The 17,708-nt window shown below is 66.7% G+C and carries 19 protein-coding genes; 12 read left to right on the plus strand and 7 right to left on the minus strand.

The window, feature by feature from the left end; translation table 11 throughout:
- Positions 1-8: 8 nt before the first annotated feature.
- From AB431_RS04070 to AB431_RS04090, 5 genes are all read left to right on the plus strand, one after another.
- Positions 9-785, plus strand: coding sequence for an S-methyl-5'-thioadenosine phosphorylase (locus AB431_RS04070; protein ID WP_047328862.1), 777 nt, complete (start codon positions 9-11; stop codon positions 783-785).
- Positions 782-1,813, plus strand: coding sequence for an NAD(P)-dependent oxidoreductase (locus tag AB431_RS04075; protein WP_047328863.1), 1,032 nt, complete (start codon positions 782-784; stop codon positions 1,811-1,813). Before AB431_RS04070 ends, AB431_RS04075 begins: the two co-directional genes overlap by 4 nt.
- 174 nt (positions 1,814-1,987) lie before the next feature.
- The gene (locus AB431_RS04080) at positions 1,988-2,575 is read left to right on the plus strand and encodes a peroxiredoxin (protein ID WP_047333064.1); all 588 of its coding nucleotides are present in this window, start codon (positions 1,988-1,990) and stop codon (positions 2,573-2,575) included.
- Positions 2,576-2,577: 2 nt separating this feature from the next.
- Positions 2,578-3,111, plus strand: a complete 534-nt coding sequence (gene ahpD, locus AB431_RS04085) for an alkyl hydroperoxide reductase AhpD (protein ID WP_047328864.1) — start codon at positions 2,578-2,580, stop codon at positions 3,109-3,111.
- Positions 3,112-3,182: 71 nt separating this feature from the next.
- Positions 3,183-4,307, plus strand: coding sequence for a nitronate monooxygenase family protein (locus tag AB431_RS04090; RefSeq protein ID WP_047328865.1), 1,125 nt, complete (start codon positions 3,183-3,185; stop codon positions 4,305-4,307).
- A gap of 1 nt (position 4,308) precedes the next feature.
- On the opposite strand, the gene AB431_RS04095 is transcribed toward AB431_RS04090, so the two are convergent.
- The 3 genes from AB431_RS04095 to AB431_RS04105 form a co-directional block, all read right to left on the minus strand.
- Entirely contained in the window at positions 4,309-4,929 is a 621-nt protein-coding gene (locus AB431_RS04095) for a TIGR03085 family metal-binding protein (protein WP_047333065.1), read from the minus strand.
- An 88-nt stretch (positions 4,930-5,017) separates the two neighbouring features.
- The gene (locus AB431_RS04100) at positions 5,018-6,040 is read right to left on the minus strand and encodes a cell wall metabolism sensor histidine kinase WalK (protein ID WP_047333066.1); all 1,023 of its coding nucleotides are present in this window, start codon (positions 6,038-6,040) and stop codon (positions 5,018-5,020) included.
- Complete coding sequence (locus AB431_RS04105; protein WP_047328866.1) at positions 6,027-6,731, minus strand: response regulator transcription factor; 705 nt, start codon at positions 6,729-6,731, stop codon at positions 6,027-6,029. Before AB431_RS04105 ends, AB431_RS04100 begins: the two co-directional genes overlap by 14 nt.
- 100 nt (positions 6,732-6,831) lie before the next feature.
- Here AB431_RS04105 and AB431_RS04110 point away from each other — a divergent pair, with 100 nt between their 5' ends.
- From AB431_RS04110 to AB431_RS04125, 4 genes are read left to right on the plus strand one after another with little or no spacing between them, the layout of a single operon-like run.
- Positions 6,832-7,488: a glycosyltransferase family 2 protein gene (locus AB431_RS04110; protein WP_082135543.1), complete on the plus strand. Its 657-nt coding sequence runs from the start codon at positions 6,832-6,834 to the stop codon at positions 7,486-7,488.
- Positions 7,485-8,156: a DUF2064 domain-containing protein gene (locus AB431_RS04115; RefSeq protein ID WP_047328867.1), complete on the plus strand. Its 672-nt coding sequence runs from the start codon at positions 7,485-7,487 to the stop codon at positions 8,154-8,156. The genes AB431_RS04110 and AB431_RS04115 overlap by 4 nt, the downstream gene beginning before the upstream one ends.
- Before the next feature lies 1 nt (position 8,157).
- Entirely contained in the window at positions 8,158-8,787 is a 630-nt protein-coding gene (locus AB431_RS04120) for a methyltransferase domain-containing protein (RefSeq protein ID WP_047328868.1), read from the plus strand.
- Positions 8,784-9,914, plus strand: a complete 1,131-nt coding sequence (locus AB431_RS04125; RefSeq protein WP_047328869.1) for a molybdopterin-dependent oxidoreductase — start codon at positions 8,784-8,786, stop codon at positions 9,912-9,914. Before AB431_RS04120 ends, AB431_RS04125 begins: the two co-directional genes overlap by 4 nt.
- A gap of 389 nt (positions 9,915-10,303) precedes the next feature.
- Here AB431_RS04125 and AB431_RS04130 read toward each other — a convergent pair whose 3' ends face one another.
- The gene (locus AB431_RS04130; protein ID WP_047328870.1) at positions 10,304-11,659 is read right to left on the minus strand and encodes a hypothetical protein; all 1,356 of its coding nucleotides are present in this window, start codon (positions 11,657-11,659) and stop codon (positions 10,304-10,306) included.
- A gap of 76 nt (positions 11,660-11,735) precedes the next feature.
- Between AB431_RS04130 and AB431_RS04135 the strand changes: the two genes are divergently transcribed.
- The 3 genes from AB431_RS04135 to AB431_RS04145 are packed head-to-tail and all read left to right on the plus strand — an operon-like array spanning position 11,736 to position 15,228.
- Positions 11,736-14,378 carry an adenylate/guanylate cyclase domain-containing protein gene (locus AB431_RS04135; protein WP_144418190.1) on the plus strand — a complete coding sequence of 881 codons (2,643 nt, stop codon included), beginning with the start codon at positions 11,736-11,738 and terminating at the stop codon, positions 14,376-14,378.
- 50 nt (positions 14,379-14,428) lie between these two features.
- Complete coding sequence (locus tag AB431_RS04140; RefSeq protein ID WP_047328872.1) at positions 14,429-14,761, plus strand: helix-turn-helix transcriptional regulator; 333 nt, start codon at positions 14,429-14,431, stop codon at positions 14,759-14,761.
- Positions 14,758-15,228 carry an SRPBCC family protein gene (locus tag AB431_RS04145; RefSeq protein ID WP_047328873.1) on the plus strand — a complete coding sequence of 157 codons (471 nt, stop codon included), beginning with the start codon at positions 14,758-14,760 and terminating at the stop codon, positions 15,226-15,228. Before AB431_RS04140 ends, AB431_RS04145 begins: the two co-directional genes overlap by 4 nt.
- On the opposite strand, the gene AB431_RS04150 is transcribed toward AB431_RS04145, so the two are convergent.
- The 3 genes from AB431_RS04150 to menE are packed head-to-tail and all read right to left on the minus strand — an operon-like array spanning position 15,225 to position 17,680.
- Positions 15,225-15,626 carry a TIGR03668 family PPOX class F420-dependent oxidoreductase gene (locus AB431_RS04150; protein ID WP_047328874.1) on the minus strand — a complete coding sequence of 134 codons (402 nt, stop codon included), beginning with the start codon at positions 15,624-15,626 and terminating at the stop codon, positions 15,225-15,227. The two genes, AB431_RS04145 and AB431_RS04150, sit on opposite strands and share 4 nt — an antisense overlap.
- The gene (locus AB431_RS04155; RefSeq protein WP_047328875.1) at positions 15,623-16,495 is read right to left on the minus strand and encodes an alpha/beta fold hydrolase; all 873 of its coding nucleotides are present in this window, start codon (positions 16,493-16,495) and stop codon (positions 15,623-15,625) included. The genes AB431_RS04150 and AB431_RS04155 overlap by 4 nt, the downstream gene beginning before the upstream one ends.
- 39 nt (positions 16,496-16,534) lie before the next feature.
- Positions 16,535-17,680: an o-succinylbenzoate--CoA ligase gene (gene menE / locus AB431_RS04160; protein ID WP_047328876.1), complete on the minus strand. Its 1,146-nt coding sequence runs from the start codon at positions 17,678-17,680 to the stop codon at positions 16,535-16,537.
- Positions 17,681-17,708 lie beyond the last annotated feature (28 nt).

The following is a 17,708-nucleotide window of genomic DNA, read 5'->3' on the forward strand; positions in this document are numbered from 1 at the left end:
ATGGGCGAATGCTCGGAGTCATCGGCGGCAGCGGTTTCTACACCTTCTTCGGACCCGACGCGCGCAGCGTCAACCTGGATACGCCCTACGGCGAGCCGAGTGCGCCGATCACGGTCGGACGCGTCGGCCAGCACGAGGTGGCCTTCCTGCCCCGGCATGGCATGAGTCACGAGTTCTCGCCCCACAAGGTGCCTTACCGGGCAAACATGTGGGCATTGCGTGCCCTCGGCGTCCGACGGGTCTTCGGGCCGTGCGCGGTCGGCAGCCTCACGCCCGAGCTCGGTCCGGGAGCAATCGTCGTCCCCGATCAGCTGGTGGACCGCACCCGGGGGCGTTTGGACACCTACTTCGACTCCGGCGGTATCCATGTCGGGTTCGCCGACCCGTACTGCCCGACGCTGCGCTCGGCGGTCACCGGCCTGCCCGGCGTGGTCGACGGCGCCACCATGGTGGTGGTGCAGGGACCACGGTTCTCCACCCGCGCTGAGAGCCAGTGGTTCGCCCGCGAAGGGTTCAGCCTGATCAACATGACCGGCTACCCCGAGGCGGTGCTCGCCCGTGAGCTGGAGATGTGTTATGCGGCAATCGCTTTGGTGACCGACCTGGATGCCGGTGTCGACGTCGGAGCGGGTGTGCGGGCCGTCGACGTCTTCGCGGAGTTCGAGAAGAACCTGGGGCCGTTCAAACAGCTGGTGCTCGAAGCGATCGATCAGGTAGCCACCGAGCGTGTCTGCGGGCATTGTCTTGCGCACGAAGGTGTCGAGTTGCCCTTCGACCTGCCGTGAGGGTTCTACTCACCGGCGCGGCCGGGTTCATCGGAAGCCGGGTGCGCGCCGCCCTGCTGGCTGATGGGCACGAGGTGGTCGCGGCCGACGTGATGCTCGACGCTGCCCACGGACCCGGTGCCGTACTGCCCGAGGGCGTCCATCGGGTCGATGTGCGAGACGCGGACGCGTTGGCGCCCTTGCTGTCCGGGATCGATGTCGTGTGTCATCAGGCCGCGGTGGTCGGCGCGGGTGTCAACGCTGCCGACGCGCCGTCCTATGCCAGTCATAACGACTACGGCACGGCGGTATTGCTGGCTCAGATGTATGCCGCGGGGATACAGCGCCTGATTTTGGCGTCGTCGATGGTGGTGTACGGCCAGGGCGGGTACCGGTGCCCGGAGCATGGCGTCGTCGATCCGCTGCCGCGCAGCCGGTCCGATCTCGACGCCGGTGTGTTCGAGCACCGCTGCCCGGTCGGCGGGGAGGAGCTGGACTGGCAGCTGGTGGGCGAGGACGCTGCGCTTCGTCCGCGCAGCCTGTATGCCGCCAGCAAGGCTGCCCAGGAGCACTATGCGTTGGCCTGGGCCGAGTCGACGGGCAGCTCGGTCGTCGCGCTGCGCTATCACAACGTGTACGGCCCGGGCATGCCGCGGGACACCCCGTACTCGGGGGTGGCCGCGATCTTCCGGTCATCGCTCGAAAAGGGCGATTCTCCAAGGGTTTTCGAAGATGGCGGGCAGATGCGCGATTTCGTTCACGTCGACGATGTCGCGGCTGCGAACGTCGCATCCGTGCGCTCGGAGGCAGGCGGCTTCGTGGCTGCCAACGTCTGCTCGGGGCGGCCGGTCTCGATCATGACCGTCGCGACTCGGATTTGCGAGGCCCGCGGTGGCCCATCGCCGGTGGTCACCGGCCAGTATCGCAGCGGCGACGTCCGTCACATCGTTGCCGATCCGGCACAGGCCGCCGAATCCCTGGGTTTCCGCGCCCGGGTCGACCCTGACCAAGGTCTGCGGGAGTTCGCGTTCGCCCCCTTGCGTGGGTGAGCCGCGCCACAGCGCGTAAATCCCTTCCCTCCGTGGGTATTTAGGCGCGGTGACTGCGGTCCCCGGATCTGGTGACAATCGTCACCTTCGCCCCGTCGAGGCCTGACTAACGGCGCGTCGAGTGGCAGAATCTGGAACGGTTCCAATTTAGCTATTCAAGGAGTGGTGCCAATCATGGCTCTGTTGACAATCGGGGATCAGTTCCCGGCTTACGACCTCAAGGCGGTTGTCGGCGGTGACCTGTCCAAGGTCGACGCCAAGCAGCCCGACGATTACTTCATTCAGGTGACGAGCTCGGACAACCCGGGCAAGTGGCGCATTATCTTCTTCTGGCCCAAGGATTTCACGTTCGTGTGCCCGACCGAGATCGCCGCGTTCGGCAAGCTCAACGACGAGTTCGAGGATCGCGACGCGCAGGTGCTCGGCGTCTCGGTGGACAACGAGTTCGTCCACTTCCAGTGGCGTGCCCAGCACGAGGACCTCAAGAAGCTGCCGTTCCCGATGCTGTCCGATCTCAAGCGCGAGCTGTCCTTGGCAACGGGCGTGCTCAACGCCGACGGCGTGGCCGATCGTGCGACGTTCATCGTGGACCCGAACAACGAGATCCAGTTCGTGTCGGTGACTGCGGGATCGGTCGGCCGCAATGTCGACGAGGTGCTGAGGGTGCTCGACGCGCTGCAGTCCGACGAGCTGTGCGCGTGCAACTGGAAGAAGGGTGACCCGACCATCGACGCCGGCGAGCTGCTGGCCGAGGCGGTCTGAGGATGAGCATCGACGCCGTCAAAGAGGCATTGCCCGAGTTTGCCAAGGATCTCAAGCTCAACCTGGGCAGCATTGTCCGCTCGACCGAGCTGACCGAACAGCAACTCTGGGGCGCGCTGGTGGCCACCGCCGCGGCGACCAAGTCCGCGCCGCTGCTGCGCGAGGTCACCGAGGACGCTCTGGATGTGCTGTCCGAAGAGGCCTATAACGCCGCGTTGGGCGCCGCGGCGATCATGGGGATGAACAACGTCTTCTACCGCACCAAGCATCAGCTCGAGGGTCGCTATGACGACCTGCGGGCCGGGCTGCGGATGAACATCATCGCCAATCCCGGCGTGGCCAAGGCCGACTTCGAGCTGTGGTCGCTGGCCGTATCCGCCATCAACGGATGCGATCAGTGCCTGGCCGCGCATGAGAAGGAACTCCGGGACGCCGACGTCTCGCGGACGGTGATCTTCGAGGCCATCCGGGTCGCGTCGATCATGTCCGGCGTCGCCCAGGCCCTGCTCACGACCCAGGCGCTCGCCACCGCCTGATCGAATATCGCCTCGACCCCCTTCCCAACCCGGTAGTTGGTCGGGAAGGGGGTCGAGCGCATAATTGGCCGGTGAAGACTGAGATCTGCGACCAGTTCGGCATCGAGTTTCCCTTGTTCGCCTTCAGCCACTGCCGCGACGTCGTCGCCGCGGTGACCAACGCGGGCGGCTTCGGTGTCCTGGGCGGTACCGCGTACACCCCCGATCAGCTCCACCAGGAACTCAGCTGGATCGACGAGCAGGTGAAGGGCAAGCCGTACGGCGTCGACATCATCGTGCCGGCGAAATTCGAGGGCAAGGGCGAGAACCTGTCGTTCGGTCAGCTTGCCGACCGCATCCCCGAGGATTTCCGCGGGTTCATCAACGACCTGCTGGCAGCCCACGACATCGACATCAGCGATCAGCCGCGGATGGCCGCATCGTCGCTGAGCGGGGATACCGGCGCCAGCCTGCTCGACGTCGCACTGGATCACCCGATCAAGTTGATGGCCAACGCACTTGGCGTGCCGCCGGACTACATGATCGAAGCAGGCAAGCAGACCGGCATTCCGGTCGCCGCGCTCGTCGGCGCCAAAGAGCATGCGATCAAGCAGGTGAACGCCGGCGTCGACCTGATCGTCGCCCAGGGCACCGAGGCCGGCGGTCACTGCGGCGAGGTGACCACCTTGGTGCTCATCCCGGAGGTGATCGAGGCGATCAAGCCGATCCGCGAAGTGCCGGTGCTCGCGGCGGGCGGGATCGTGACCGGCCGGCAGATGGCTGCGTCGGTGGCGCTCGGCGCCGCGGGCGCCTGGACCGGCTCGGTGTGGTTGACCACCGAAGAAGCCGAGACCGCGCCGTACACGGTGCAGAAGTTCCTGGCCGCGACGTCGCGGGATACGGTCCGATCCGCTGGGCGTACGGGAAAGCCGTCGCGCCAACTGGTTTCGGATTGGACGGATGCGTGGGCGCCGCACGAGGGCGGGCGCCAACCGCTGCCGCTGCCGCTGCAGAACATGATCGCCGAGCCGGTGCTGCGCCGGATCGACAAGCTGGCCGAGGGCGGCCATCCGGGTGCTCAGGCGCTCGCGACGTACTTCGTGGGCCAGGGAGTCGGGCTGATGAACAAGGTCAAGCCCGCCCGCGAGGTGGTTCTGGAATTCATCGAGGATTACCTCGCCGCCGCCGAGCGGTTGAGCCGATCGCTCGACGACTGATCTAGAGCCCCTTGGGGGCTGCCTTCACCGCCTGCACGTCCGACGGGTCACCGCTGAAGTCGACATGTGCGACGCGTCCGGTCGCGAACAGCAGCAGCTCCTGAGGTTCGCCGGTCACCGTCACGGCCGGACCGCGGCCCGCGGTCAGCACGGTCTCGCCGTCCGGAGTGCGCAGCTGCACCCGGGCCGGCATCTTGGCCAGGGTCAGCCGGGCCATCAGCCCGAGGGTGCGGCTCAGTTTGCCGGTCAGTTCGGCGTCGAGGGTGCGCGGTTGCCAGCCCGGTTGGGCGCGGCGGATGTCCTCGTGGTGGATGAACATCTCGGCGACGTTGGCCACCGAATCAACGAGTTTGAGCGGCGAGTACAGCGGTGGGCCGGCGGCCACCTTGTCCACCAGATCATCCCACGCGGTGTTGCCCGCGACGGCGTCCTGCACCTTGGCGGTGTGGCCGGCGAACGCCGGAATGAGGATGCCCGGCGCGGCATCGACGCGGTACTCCCGAACCATCAAGTGCGCGGCTAGGTCTCGAGCCGTCCAGCCTTCGCACAGGGTTGGGGCGTCGGGACCGACATCGCGCAGGGCGGCGACGACGGCGGCACGTTCACGCTGAGCTACGGACATCTCGCTCACGCTACTCTTACGCCCAAACCGACGTTTCGCCGAACAAGTTCGAGTAGATCGCTACAAAACGTCGATCTCGGCGCCCGCCTCACTCCGACAGTGGCAGCCGGACTTCGAACCGCGCACCATGCGCGGTGTTGTGTGCCGACAGGGTGCCGTGGTGGGCGTGCACCAGGCCGGCCGCTATCGCCAGTCCCAAGCCCGAACCACTCGGCAGCGAAGAATCCTCGCGCGGCACACGGCCATTCGACCCCCGGTAGGCCACGTCGAACACCCGCGGCAGGTCCGTCTCGTCGATGCCGACGCCGGTGTCGTCCACCCGGGCCCATGCCCCGCCCGCGTCGCTGCCGAGCGCCAGTGTCACGGCCCCACCCGAGGGGGTGTGCGCAATGGCGTTCGCCACCAGATTGGACAGCACGCGTACCAGTGCGCGATCGCTGCCCATCACCCGCACCGGGTCAACCGGAACCGATGCCGACAGTTGTACCCCGGCGCGCTCGGCAGTGATCCGGTGGGCTGCGATCACGTCGTCGACCACCTCGTCGAGCGCAACCTTCTCGTATGGGGCGTGGACCGCCCCGGCATTGATCTTCGACATCTCGAACAGGTCGTCGACCATCTCGGAGAGCCGCACCGATTCCTGCTCAATGTGTTTGGCCTGCACTCGTACCTCGCCGTCGCTGACCACCCCGTCGGCGATGGCCTCGGCCAGCGCGCGGATGCCGGCCAGCGGTGTGCGCAGGTCGTGGCTGACGAACGCCACCAGCCGGCGCCGGGATTGCTCGGCCAGCCGCTCGGCGTCGTGGATTTCCTGCTCCCACACCGTCCGGCGGGCCTGATATCGCGCCAGCATCACGGCCGCGGGCAGTGTCACGATCGCCACGATCAGCAGGACGACGACGATCGACGCGAAGGTGCTGGTGATCATGAACCCACTGGCGCCCAGCACACCGGTCAGCGTGGCCAACGTCGGGATCAACACCAACGCCACCATCGTGACGGTCATAGACCAGGACCGGGCCAGCCGAATCACCAACGCGCCCAACAGGACTACGGGCAGCGAGCAGGCCAGCGCCAGTACCGCGATCTGGGCCAGGTCACGCGGTGGCACGGTCACCGCCGCCGGCTTCACCGCGCCACAGATACCCACGGCCCCAGACCGTTTGTACGCGGTGGTGATCGCCGAGCTTGGACCGCAACCGTTTGACGTGCACGGTGACCGTCGACAGGTCACCGAAGTCCCAGTGCCACACCTGCTGCAGCAACTCTTCGCGGGAGAAGACGGTGTCCGTATGGGTCAGGAAGAACAGCAGTAAGTCGAATTCGCGGTTGGTCAACCCCACCGGCTGGCCGTCGATCTGCACCGCGCGCGCGGCCGTCGAGACCGTCAGGTCACCCACCGTCATCTCCAGCGGGAGAGTCGCCGCCGTCGACGGTGCCCGCCGCAGTACCGAACGCACCCGCAGCGCCAGCTCGCGCGGGCTGAACGGTTTGGTCAGGTAATCGTCGGCGCCGGCCTCCAACCCCGCGATGCGGTCGTCTTCCTCGCCGAGGGCGGTCAGCAGGATGACCGGCACGCTGTAATCGCCATGCTGGCGCAGGGTGCGGCACAGCGACAAACCGTTGGGTCCGGGCATCATTACGTCCAGCACAGCGACGTCGATGCGCTGGGTCCCCAGCACCCGCAGTGCTTCGTTGCCGTCGCCCGCAACCGCCACCTCCAGGCCGTCGCGCTCGAGGTATCGGCGCACGACGTCACGCACGACGGTGTCGTCGTCGGCGATGAGTACGCGGGCCGGCATAGTGAAAGATTAGCTAACACCAGGCTCCACCTGCACCAACGTCACGGTTTTGTCATTCCTCGCGGCGCACAGCCGCGAATGCTCACCTAGGTTGGCTCCTATGCCCGAGTGTCCGGTCACGGTGGTGCTGCCCTGCCTCAACGAGGCCGACTCGCTTCCCACGGTGCTCGCCGCCATACCGCCTGGCTATCGGGCGTTGGTCGTGGACAACAACAGCACCGACGGCACCGCTGAGGTGGCCCGGCGACATGGTGCAGACGTCGTCAGGGAGAGCCGGCCGGGCTACGGCTCGGCGGTCCACGCCGGGGTAGAGGCCGCCCGCACCCCGATCGTGGCCGTGCTCGACGGCGACGGTTCGCTGGACCCGGCCGACCTCCCGCGGCTGGTCACCGAGCTGGAGCGCGGCGCCGACATGGTGACCGGCCGGCGCCGGCCGGTCAGCGGGCTGAAATGGCCGTGGCATGCGCGGGTGGGCACCGCGGCGGTGTGCTGGCGGCTGCGTACCCGGCACGGGCTGCCGGTTCACGACATCGCACCCATGCGGGTGGTCAACCGTGACGCGTTGCTGACGCTTGGGATTGCCGACCGTCGTTCCGGGTATCCGCTCGAACTACTGGTTCGTGCCGCGGCCGCAGGATGGCGTGTGGTGGAGGTCGACGTCGACTACGGCCCGCGCGTCGGCGGGAAGTCGAAGGTCAGCGGATCGGTGCGAGGAAGCTTTACCGCCGCTGTCGACTTCTGGAAGGCCATTTCGTGACACCACGCCCGGGGCCCGTAGCGGTCACCTTGCTGGTGGTGGCCAAGGCGCCGGTACCCGGTCTGGCCAAGACGCGACTGGCGGTGACGCTGGGGGAGCACGCCGCCGCCGACATCGCGGCCGCAGCCCTGTTGGACACCCTCGACGCGGTGGCCGCCACTCCAGTCACGCAGCGGGTGGTCGCGATGACCGGTGATCTCGGCCGTGCGTGCCGGGCTGACGAAATCAGAACGCGGCTGCGCGACTTCAGCGTGATCGAGCAGCGCGGCGACGGTTTCGCCGACCGGCTGGCCAACGCCCACGCCGACGCCGCGGCCCTGAAACAGCCGGTGTTGCAGATCGGCATGGACACCCCTCAGGTGAGCGCGGATCTGCTCGGTGATTGCGCCCGTCAGCTACTCAGCGCGCGGGCGGTACTCGGAATGGCATGCGACGGCGGGTGGTGGGTGCTCGGGGTGGCGGATGGCGCGATGGCCGAATGCCTGCGTGACGTGCCGATGTCGCAATCCGACACCGGGGCTGTAACGCTTGCGGCCCTCGAGGACACCGGTATGTCCGTGACGCTTGCCGAGGAATTGCACGACTTCGACACCGTCGACGACATCCCGCCGGTCCGCGCCGCCTGCCGGTCGTCGAGCCGGTTCGCCGAAGTAACCCAAGGGGTCTGAAATGCTGGGACAGCTTTACGATGAAGCGCTCGACGGCGAACGATGTTGGCTGCGCCACGACGACGGCCGGTGCCACCGGCTTCCGGTCAGCAGCTGGTTGGGCGGCCATGGCGCCGACACGGTCTTCGACGCGGCCATCGTGGCGCTGTGTGACGGCCCGACGATCGACTTAGGCTGTGGCCCAGGACGATTGGTGGCCGATCTGGTCCAGCGCGGGATTCCGGCCCTCGGCGTCGACCAGTCCCCGACGGCGGTTCGCCTGGCGCGGCGCAGCGGCGCACCGGCGTTGCTCCGTGATGTGTTCGAGCCGTTGCCCGGCACCGGGCGCTGGCAGACGGTGCTGCTCGCTGACGGGAATGTCGGCCTGGCCGGCGATCCCCGCCGGGTCTTGCGTAGGGCCGCTGAGCTGTTGCGCTCCGGCGGCCGCTGCGTTGCCGAATTCGACCCGGGCTCAGTCGGCGTGCGGGCCAGCTGGGTCCGGCTGGAGTCCTCACGCAGCATCGGGCCATGGTTCAAGTGGGCCACGGTGGGCGTCGACTGTGCGGCCGTGCTGGCCGAAGAAGCTGGTCTGGCACTGGTCGGGATTCACCCGATCGGTGAACGCGTGGTAGCTACACTCACGCTGACGTGACGCCGCAGAAGGGATCGACCACCAAGGCTTCCTTGCGTGGAACAGCAGTGACGGCTCGGGTCGGGGTCGCCCTCGGTATCGCCGTGGCCGTCTGCTTCGTCACGGGTCTGATCAGTCATTTCATCCAGCATCCGCAGCCCTGGTTCTTCTGGCCGACCCGTCCGGTCTGGCTCTATCAGCTGACCCAGGGCCTGCATGTGATCTCCGGGATCGCCGCGATCCCGCTGCTGGTGGTCAAGCTCTGGTCGGTGTACCCCAAACTGTTCGAACGGCCCATCATCGGCGGCCTGACCCGGCAGATCGAGCGGGCGTCGATCTTGGTTCTGGTGGGGGCGATGATCTTTCAGCTCTCCACGGGCGTCATGAACATCGCGCAGTGGTACGCATTCAAGTTCTTCTTCACCACCAGTCATTACGCGATGGCCTACGTCGCGGCCGGTGCGGTGTTGGTGCACGTCGGCGTGAAACTGCCGGTCATCCGCCGAGCCCTGGGCGAACCGCTGGAGGAGGCGCCGACCGGTGAGCTGCGCGCCGGGCCCAGCCGGCGTGCGGTGCTGGGCGGCACCTGGCTGGCCGTCGGTGCGGCGACGATGGTGACTGCCGGGCAGACGGTTCCGTGGCTTCGGCACGTCTCGCTGCTGTCACCACGGTCGGGACGTGGCCCGCAGGGCGTTCCCGTGAACCGGTCAGCGTTCGCCGCCGGGGTGCTGGACAGCGCGCGCTCACCGGACTACCGGCTGACCGTCGTCAACGGCTCCACCGTCAAAACGTTCACAGTCGGCGACCTTGCGGCGATGCCGCAGAGCACGCATCGGCTGCCGATCGCCTGCGTCGAGGGGTGGAGCGCCACCGCGGACTGGACCGGCGTGGTGCTCGCGGACCTCCTCAGATCAGTTGCGGCCGAACCGCATTCTGACGTACTGATGATCTCGCTCGAGCCACCCGGCCCGTATTCACGCACGGTGCTGCCCGCACGGCATACCGGTGATTCGCAGACGTTGATCGCGCTGAAGCTCAACGGCCAGACGCTCGACATCGACCACGGCTATCCGTGCCGACTGATCGCTCCAACGAGACCCGGTGTCCTGCAGACCAAATGGCTATCCAGGATCGAGGTGGTGACGTGACGTCCGCCCGGGTCTTCCTGGTGGCCCTCGGTCTGGCGCTGGGTGCCTATGGCGTGGTGCTGGTCGCGGAGAACTCGACCGAGGTCATCATCCGCATCGTGGTGTGGGCACTGATCGGTGTGCTGCTGCACGATGCGGTGTTCGCCCCCGTGTGCGTTGCGCTCGGTTTCGCCGGCCGGCGGTTGTTGCCGCACAAGTGGTGGACGCCGGTGTTGGTGGCTGCACTGCTGACGGTCGTCCTGGTGCTGCTGGCGATTCCGGTATACGCCAAGCCAGGACTCCATCTCGACAATCTCACTGTCCTCGACCGCGACTATGAGTCCGGATTCTGGATCGCGCTGGCGGTCGTGTGGGGCTCGGCGCTGCTCTACCTAGTCGGCGACCGCGTGCTACCAGTTGGTGAGGATGAAGTGGTTGAGCAGCAGCGCCCCGAGGACGTTCAGACTCAGCCACCATCGGTGGGCCCGGGCGGGCAGCAGAGCTCCGGCGGCGGTGAGCCAAACCTCGAACGGTAGCCAGATCCGTTCGGTCTCGGCCTTCGACAGCATTGACAGGTCGGCGAACAGGATGGCCGCCAGGGCGGCCAGGATCAACAGGTGCAGGCCGGACCGACGCCTGATCACCGAAACGTCGAACACCCGGCCGATACCGGCCACGCTGCCCAGCCCGATCGCGCAGACCACAGACGCCAGATTGGCCCAGCTCCAATACTGGAATGGCCGGTTCAGCGCGATACCCTGCCAATAGCGCTGCTGCACAAGGGTATAGCCGTCGAACCACCAGAACCCTGCGATCGCGAACGCGCCGACCACCGCCAACGCGCCCAGCGCCGCCGGGATCAGCACCCGAACCGCGTCGCGCCAGGACGACGCGCAAACCAACACCGCGACCGCGGGTAGGGCCATCAGCGCCAGCCCGTAGTTGAGGAAGATCGCCCAGCCCAGTACCAGGCCCGCGGCCACGGCGGCGAGCAATGGCCACCGTCCCGATCGGCGAACCGCCAAGGCCAGCAACGCGATTCCCCAGGCCGCGACCCCTGCGTAGTAACCGTCGGCGGACACCGCGATCCAGATCGCGGTCGGTGCAACGGCCACGAACGGCGCGACCCGACGTGCGATCTCCTCGCCGTTGAGCGCCTTGACCGCGACCAGAATGGCCGCCGCGGCCGACGACCCGAACAGCAGGCACCACAGGCCCGCCCAGGCCCCGCCGCCCAGGCCGATTCGGTCCAGCCAGACGAAGGTGAGCAGCGCACCCGGCGGATGGCCGGAGACATGGGTGATCCACGAATTCGGCTGAAAGTCGAGGATGCGGCTGGCGAACGTGCGGACGGCCTCGGGGATGTCGGTGATCGTCGGCACCTGCTGGAGGTATTCGTGGCGAGCGGTGAGCCTGCCGGCGAATCCGCGCTGCCACCCGTCGATCATCGCGAGCGCGAACGCCCACAGCATCGAGGTCGCCCACACCGTAAGCGTCAACGACCGCCAGGACAGCCGCCGTGCCATCGAGGCGCCCCAGACCACGGTCGCCGTGCCGATCAGGATGGCGGGAACGGTGCCCCAGCCGACATGGGCATTCCACCAGCCGAAAATCGGCGCCGTATCGGCGAACCTCGTGATCTCGGCGGCCGAGCTGTTGATCAGCGGGGTGACGATGCCCAGGTGCAGGTGCGGAACGACGAATGCCGCGACCACCAGCAGCACGCCAACAGATAGCGCGACCGCTTCTTTGCGCCCGATGCTCACAAGACCCCAGCGTACGGACGGCCGAATGTGGGATCCTCCGTGTGTGTCCGCAGGGGCGGCACCACCGTCGGGGGTGGTGACCTTCTTGTTCACCGATGTGGAAGGCTCTACACGTCGGTGGGAGTCCGATGCGGGCGAGATGCGGCTTGCCCTAGCCGACCACGACGACGTCTTGAGTCGCTCGATCGCGACGCACGGTGGTTATCTGTTCAAGCACACCGGTGACGGCGTCTGCGCGGCCTTCGCCTCACCGAGTTCGGCGGCGCGAGCGGCGATTGAAGCTCAACGTGGACTCGCGTTGCCGGTTCGGATGGGTATCGCCACCGGCGAAGCCGAACTTCGCGGCGGTGATTACTTCGGGCCGGTGCTCAATCGGGTGGCCCGAGTGATGGCCGCGGGCCACGGCGGACAGATTCTTCTAGCCGACTCGACCATGCGGTTGGTGACTGACATCGACGTCGCGGACCTCGGCCCCCATTTACTCCGAGATGTTCCCGAACCGATTGGTTTGTTTCAGGTGTATGGATCCGGTCTGCAGACGCACTTTCCACCGTTGCGAACACTGAGCCGTCGGCTCGGCAACCTTCGGCCACCGGCATCAAGCTTCGTGGGCCGCGAAGAGGATTTATCGAACGTTGTTGCGGCGGTGCAGAGCTGTCGGTTAGTAACGCTGACCGGCGTTGGTGGGGTTGGCAAGACGCGTCTGGCTCTCGAGACGGCACGCCAGATGAGCAACGAATTCGCCGACGGCATGTGGCTGGTGGAGCTGGCGTCGGTGTCCGATCCAGGTGCGGTGCCCGATGCGGTGGCTGCAGTCCTCGGCGTGACGCAGCAGCCGGGTCGAGACCTTACCGAAAACGTGGCAGACGCCATCGCAGAAAAATCACTGCTATTGGTCATCGACAACTGCGAACACGTCCGCGATGCGGCAGCCGAATTGATCGACGCTGTTCTAGCGGACGCCACAGCCGTTCGCATCGTGGCGACCAGCCGGGAAGGTTTGGGAGTCGTCGGTGAGCGTCTGTGGGCGGTTCCGTCATTGGACGTCAACAATGGGATCGACTCTGCGGCCGTCGATCTCTTCGTCGATCGCGCCCGGACAGTCTCCGCGGGATTCGAGTTGGCGGATTCCGGAGAAGCGGCAACGGCCGTGGAGATCTGTCGCCGGCTCGACGGGATCCCGCTCGCGATCGAATTGGCCGCATCCCGGATGGCGTCTATGACCGTGTCCGAGGTTCGCGATCGACTCGACCAACGGTTCCGGTTACTGGTCGGATCGCGGCGCGGTCTGGAACGTCATCAGACGTTGCGGCACACGGTAGCCTGGTCCTTCGACCTGTTGGAACCCGCTGAGATGGCTTTATTGCAGACCTGCTCGGTGTTTTCCGGTGGCTTCGACCTTGCCGGTGCACACTCGGTTGCCGCGGACGAGTACACCGATGAGTTTGTGGTGCTTGACCTACTCGACGCGCTGGTACGAAAATCTTTGCTTGTCGCCCAACGGGTTTCCGGCCGCACCCGGTACTCCATGCTGGAAACGATCCGCCAATTCGCAGAGGACCGCCTCATCGACAGCGGCTCTGCCAGTGAAGCCCGATCGGCCCACGCCGCCTACTTCGCCGGGCAGGAGGCCGCGCTCGAAGCATTGTGGGACAGCCCACGTCAGCGAGAGGCATACGACTGGTTCAGTTGCGAATTGCCCAATCTGCGGAGCGCTTTCCGGTGGGCTGCCGACGAATCACAGCTCGATGCCGCAATCACGTTAGCGGTATATGCGTCGTTTCTGGGCCTGTCGACTGAGAACCTCGAACCCCTCGCCTGGCCCGAGGAGCTCATTCCGGCCGCGCGTGCCGCCCACCATCCTCGGCTGGCGCTGTTGCTGGCATCGGCTGCCCAGTGCTGGACCCTGGGTCGCAGTGATGACGCACTGCGGTTCGCCAGCGCCGCGCTTGATGAACTCCGCGTCAACCCACACACCGGCTTCCCGCTCGGTATCGAAGGCTTGCTCGCCGCCGGCTTTTTGGCTGGTGGTGAGCCGCAACGTGCGCTCGACTATTGCCGGTACCGGATCGAATCCAGCTCGGCCCCAACCACCCTCGTCAAGGTGACACTCGCAGTGGCGTTGGCTGCCGCGGGTGAAGTGGACGAAGCGGGGATTGTCGCATCAGCCGTTTTGAACGATGGCGAAGTGATTGAGAATCCGTACCTGGAGTCGTACGCAGTGCTGGGGCTGAGCACAGCCCTCGCGGTCACTGACCCCGCGAGCGCAATGGTGGTGCTGCGCCGGGGTATTGAGGTTGCCCTTCACAGCGGGAACCGCAGCCTAGCAACCCATCTCACGTCCGGCCTGTCGCGTGTCACGGCAAGCCACGGGGAACCGCGCGAAGCTCTGGACCAACTGTCAACGGTGATCCGGCACTATCTCGACTCCGGCAACCTCGCTAATCTGCGCAACGCCCTGGCTGTCCTCGCTGGCCTGCTTCACCGATGGGGGCATTCGACCGCAGCTGGCCTGTTAGCAGGCTTTGCGATCAATCCGTTTGTCAGTGTGACGATGCCCGAGATCGCGACCACCGTGGCCCACCTGCGTGACAACCTTGGCCGCGAGGCCTTGGACGCTCTAATGGCTAAAGGGGCGGCGATGTCGAAGCAGGCCATGGTCGAACTTGTTGAAAAAGAGATCGCGGCCCTCCGCTCCGAAATCGATTCAAAATGGTAAGCGTTCGCTAACGGTTGACACAGACTTACCGTTAGCTGTAACTTACCGATGTGTCCGAATCTGCAGCTGCCGTCCTCGACGCACTCGGCGACCGGACCCGGCGGTCGATCTTCGAGAAACTGGCCGACGGTCCCGTCGCCGTCGGCGTCCTCGCCGATCAGCTACCAATCTCGAGGCCTGCTGTCTCGCAACATCTTCGGGTGCTCAAAGAAGCCGGCCTCGTGGTAGAGGCGGCCGAGGGGACTCGTCGGCTGTATCGGGTCAGTCCAGCCGGGCTGGCCGCCGTGCGGTCCTATCTGGACAGGTTTTGGGAGTCCACCCTCGACAACTTCGCGCTGCTGGCCGAGGCCGAGGCGCACCGGAAGGCAGGGAAGCCAACATGACGATCCAGTCCACGCCAGACGTGCACGTGACCCGCTCGATCACGGTGCCCCTGGAACCCGCGGCGGCCTTCGATCTGTTCACCAGCCGGATGACCGAATTCTGGCCGTCGAGCCACTCGATCGGAGCCAATCCCTTTGTAGCGGTGGAGATGGAGCCCCGAGTCGGCGGCCGTTGGTACGAGCGCAGCGCGGACGGCGTCGAGTGCTCGTGGGGCCGCGTGCTGGCGTGGGAGCCACCGCACCGAGTGGTCCTCGCCTGGCAGCTCAACGCCGACTGGACATACGATCCCGAGTTCGAGACCGATGTCGAGGTCAGCTTCACCGAGACCGAGCCATGCCGCACGAATGTTCTTCTGCGCCATGGGCATTTGGAACGGTTCGGGGAGCGCGCCGCCGAGATGCAGGCGACGTTCAAGTCGTCCGGCGCCTGGGAGAGCATCCTCGCCGCGTACCGCGGCGCGGCCTAGACGCCCCAAGCGGTCCACTGATCGATGTCCACCACGATCACCGGACCGTCGAGCGAAACCGACTCATACTGGGGGTATTTCGCGCGCAGAAGCTCATAGCCGCGCTCGGCCGGCGAATCGTTGTCGTGGATCGTCGCGATCCCGTCGGCGCGTACCCACCACAGCTGCGACCAGTCGTCGTCGTAGTGGTCGACCAGGATGCTCACCCGAGGGTTCGCTTCGATATTGGCCAGTCGCCGTAGTCGTCGGCCGGATTTCGGCTTGCCGTCCACCGCGGTGTAAAGGATCGACTCGGCCACCGCGAACACGATCGGCACCACGTGCGGGGGGCCGTCGGGAATCGTGGTCGCCAGGCTGGCGACCTTCGCGGAGGCGAAGCGATCCGCCGGATCGGTCACGCCCGGGTGGCGGGCTGTTCGATGTCTGCGCCGGCGGTGCTGGTGATGAAGTCGTCGATCAGTTCGACCACTTCGGTCGGGCGTTCCACCTGGGGGAAGTGCCCCACGCCGGGCAGCACCTCGAGCCGGACATCGGGCCGCGCCTCGTGTGCGGAGTACGCGTGCTCGACGGGGATGATGGCGTCGGAGTCGCCCCAGATCGCCATGATCGGCATATCGGCCTTCATGTGCAGCCGGTTCAGCGCGCTGACGGCCTGGCCGCGGTAGTCGACCACCGAGCGCAGCGTGCGCAGGAAGGCCGCTCGGGTCGCAGCGTCGGAGAATGAACTGTAGGCATTCCAGATCTCGGCGCCTCGCGGGGACGTGATGCCGGCCTTGCCGAACCACGACCGAACCCGCTCGCCGAGCGCGAGCACCGGCGGGGGAGCGATGATCGGCATGATCAGCTCCGCGCCGGGTGCTGAAAGCAGCCGCAACGTCCATCCGACGTCGGGCCCCAGGCCGCCGCTGTTCACGAGTATCAGCCGGTGGCAGTAATCCGGGTGCTGATACAGGAACTGCATGGCCACCCCGCCGCCAAGCGAGTGCCCGACGATCGTCGCGTGCGCCACCCCCAGCTCATCGAGCAGATCGCGCAGCCACACCGCGAACGCGCCCAGCGAGTAGTCGCTGCGCGGCTTGGCGGAGTGGCCGTGACCGAGCAGGTCGGGGGCGATCACCCGGTACTTGCGCGAGAGCGGGCGCACCACCGAACGCCAGGTCTGCGAGCTGCCGGCCATGCCGTGCAGCAGCAGGATCACCTCGCCCTGCCCCTCATCCAGGTAAGCCACCTGGTCACCGTGCAGGTCGAGATACTTCAGCTCGTCCATACCTGTCTGTCCCCTCTATAAGACTGCGTAAACCATTGTTCACCAGCCGTAGCCGCCAGGCAGATCCCCGCCGTTCGCGAACCGCTCGCGCAGCGCCCGGCGGTCCAGCTTGCCGATGCCGCGGCGCGGCAGCTCGTCGAGAATGTGCAGCTCACGGGGTGCGGCAGTCGAATCCAGCGACTCCGCGAGGTACTCCCGAATGTCGTCCAGACTGGGTTCGAGCGCGCCAGTGAGAAGCACCACTGCGGCCGCCACCCGCTCACCGAGCCGGTCATCCTGGAGCCCGAACACCGCACAATCGGCGATCGCCGGATGCTGCGAGAGCACGGCCTCAACCGGTGCGGGCATGACCGTCAGGCCCCCGGTGCTGATGGCTTCGTCGACCCGGCCCAGCACCCGCAGGCGGCCTTCCTCGTCGATCGTGCCGAGGTCGTCGGTCCGGAACCAACCGGGTTCGGCGAACGGATCAGGATCCGGTGGATTCCGATAGCCCATGGCCAGCGTGGGGCCGCCGATCACGATGCGGCCCTCGCCTGGCTCGGCGCCGTCGTCGAGTCGGATCGTCACTCCGGTCAGCGGTACGCCGTCGTAGACACAGCCCCCGGCTGTCTCGCTGGAACCGTACGTCCGCACCACCTCGATCCCGGCGGCCGCCGCACCGTCGAGGACCGGCCGCGGTGCGGGACCGCCGCCGAGCAGCACCGCGTCGAGATCGGCGAGGGCCGCGGTGGCCTCGGAATCCAGCAGCGCCTTGGCCAGCTGGGTGGCGACCAATGCGGTGTATCGCCGGCCGGAGCCCAATTGGGCCACCGCCGTTGGCAATTGGCTGACGTCGAAACCGGCTGAGATGTCCAGCTCGACGGGAACCGTGCCGGCTTGCAGGCTGCGGACCAGCACCTGTATTCCGGCGATGTGATGCGACGGCAACGCCAACAACCAGGTGCCCGGGCCGCCGAGGTGGTCCAGGGTCGCCGACGCGCTGGCGATCAGCGCCGCCGGCGTCAGCATCGCACCCTTCGGGGTTCCGGTGGTTCCCGACGTCGACACCACCAGTGCCACGGCGTCATCGATCTCTTCGCCGACTCGCAAAGACGTTGTCAGCAACTCGCTTTCGCGCAGGTCACCGGCGGGAATGGGAACCAGCGGCGCGTCTCGTCCGTCGAGGACGCCATCCAGGGCAGCCATCAGTGACTGCGCCGACGGGCCGGGCGGG

The sequence above is a fragment of the Mycobacterium sp. EPa45 genome, assembly GCF_001021385.1.
GTDB lineage: Bacteria > Actinomycetota > Actinomycetes > Mycobacteriales > Mycobacteriaceae > Mycobacterium.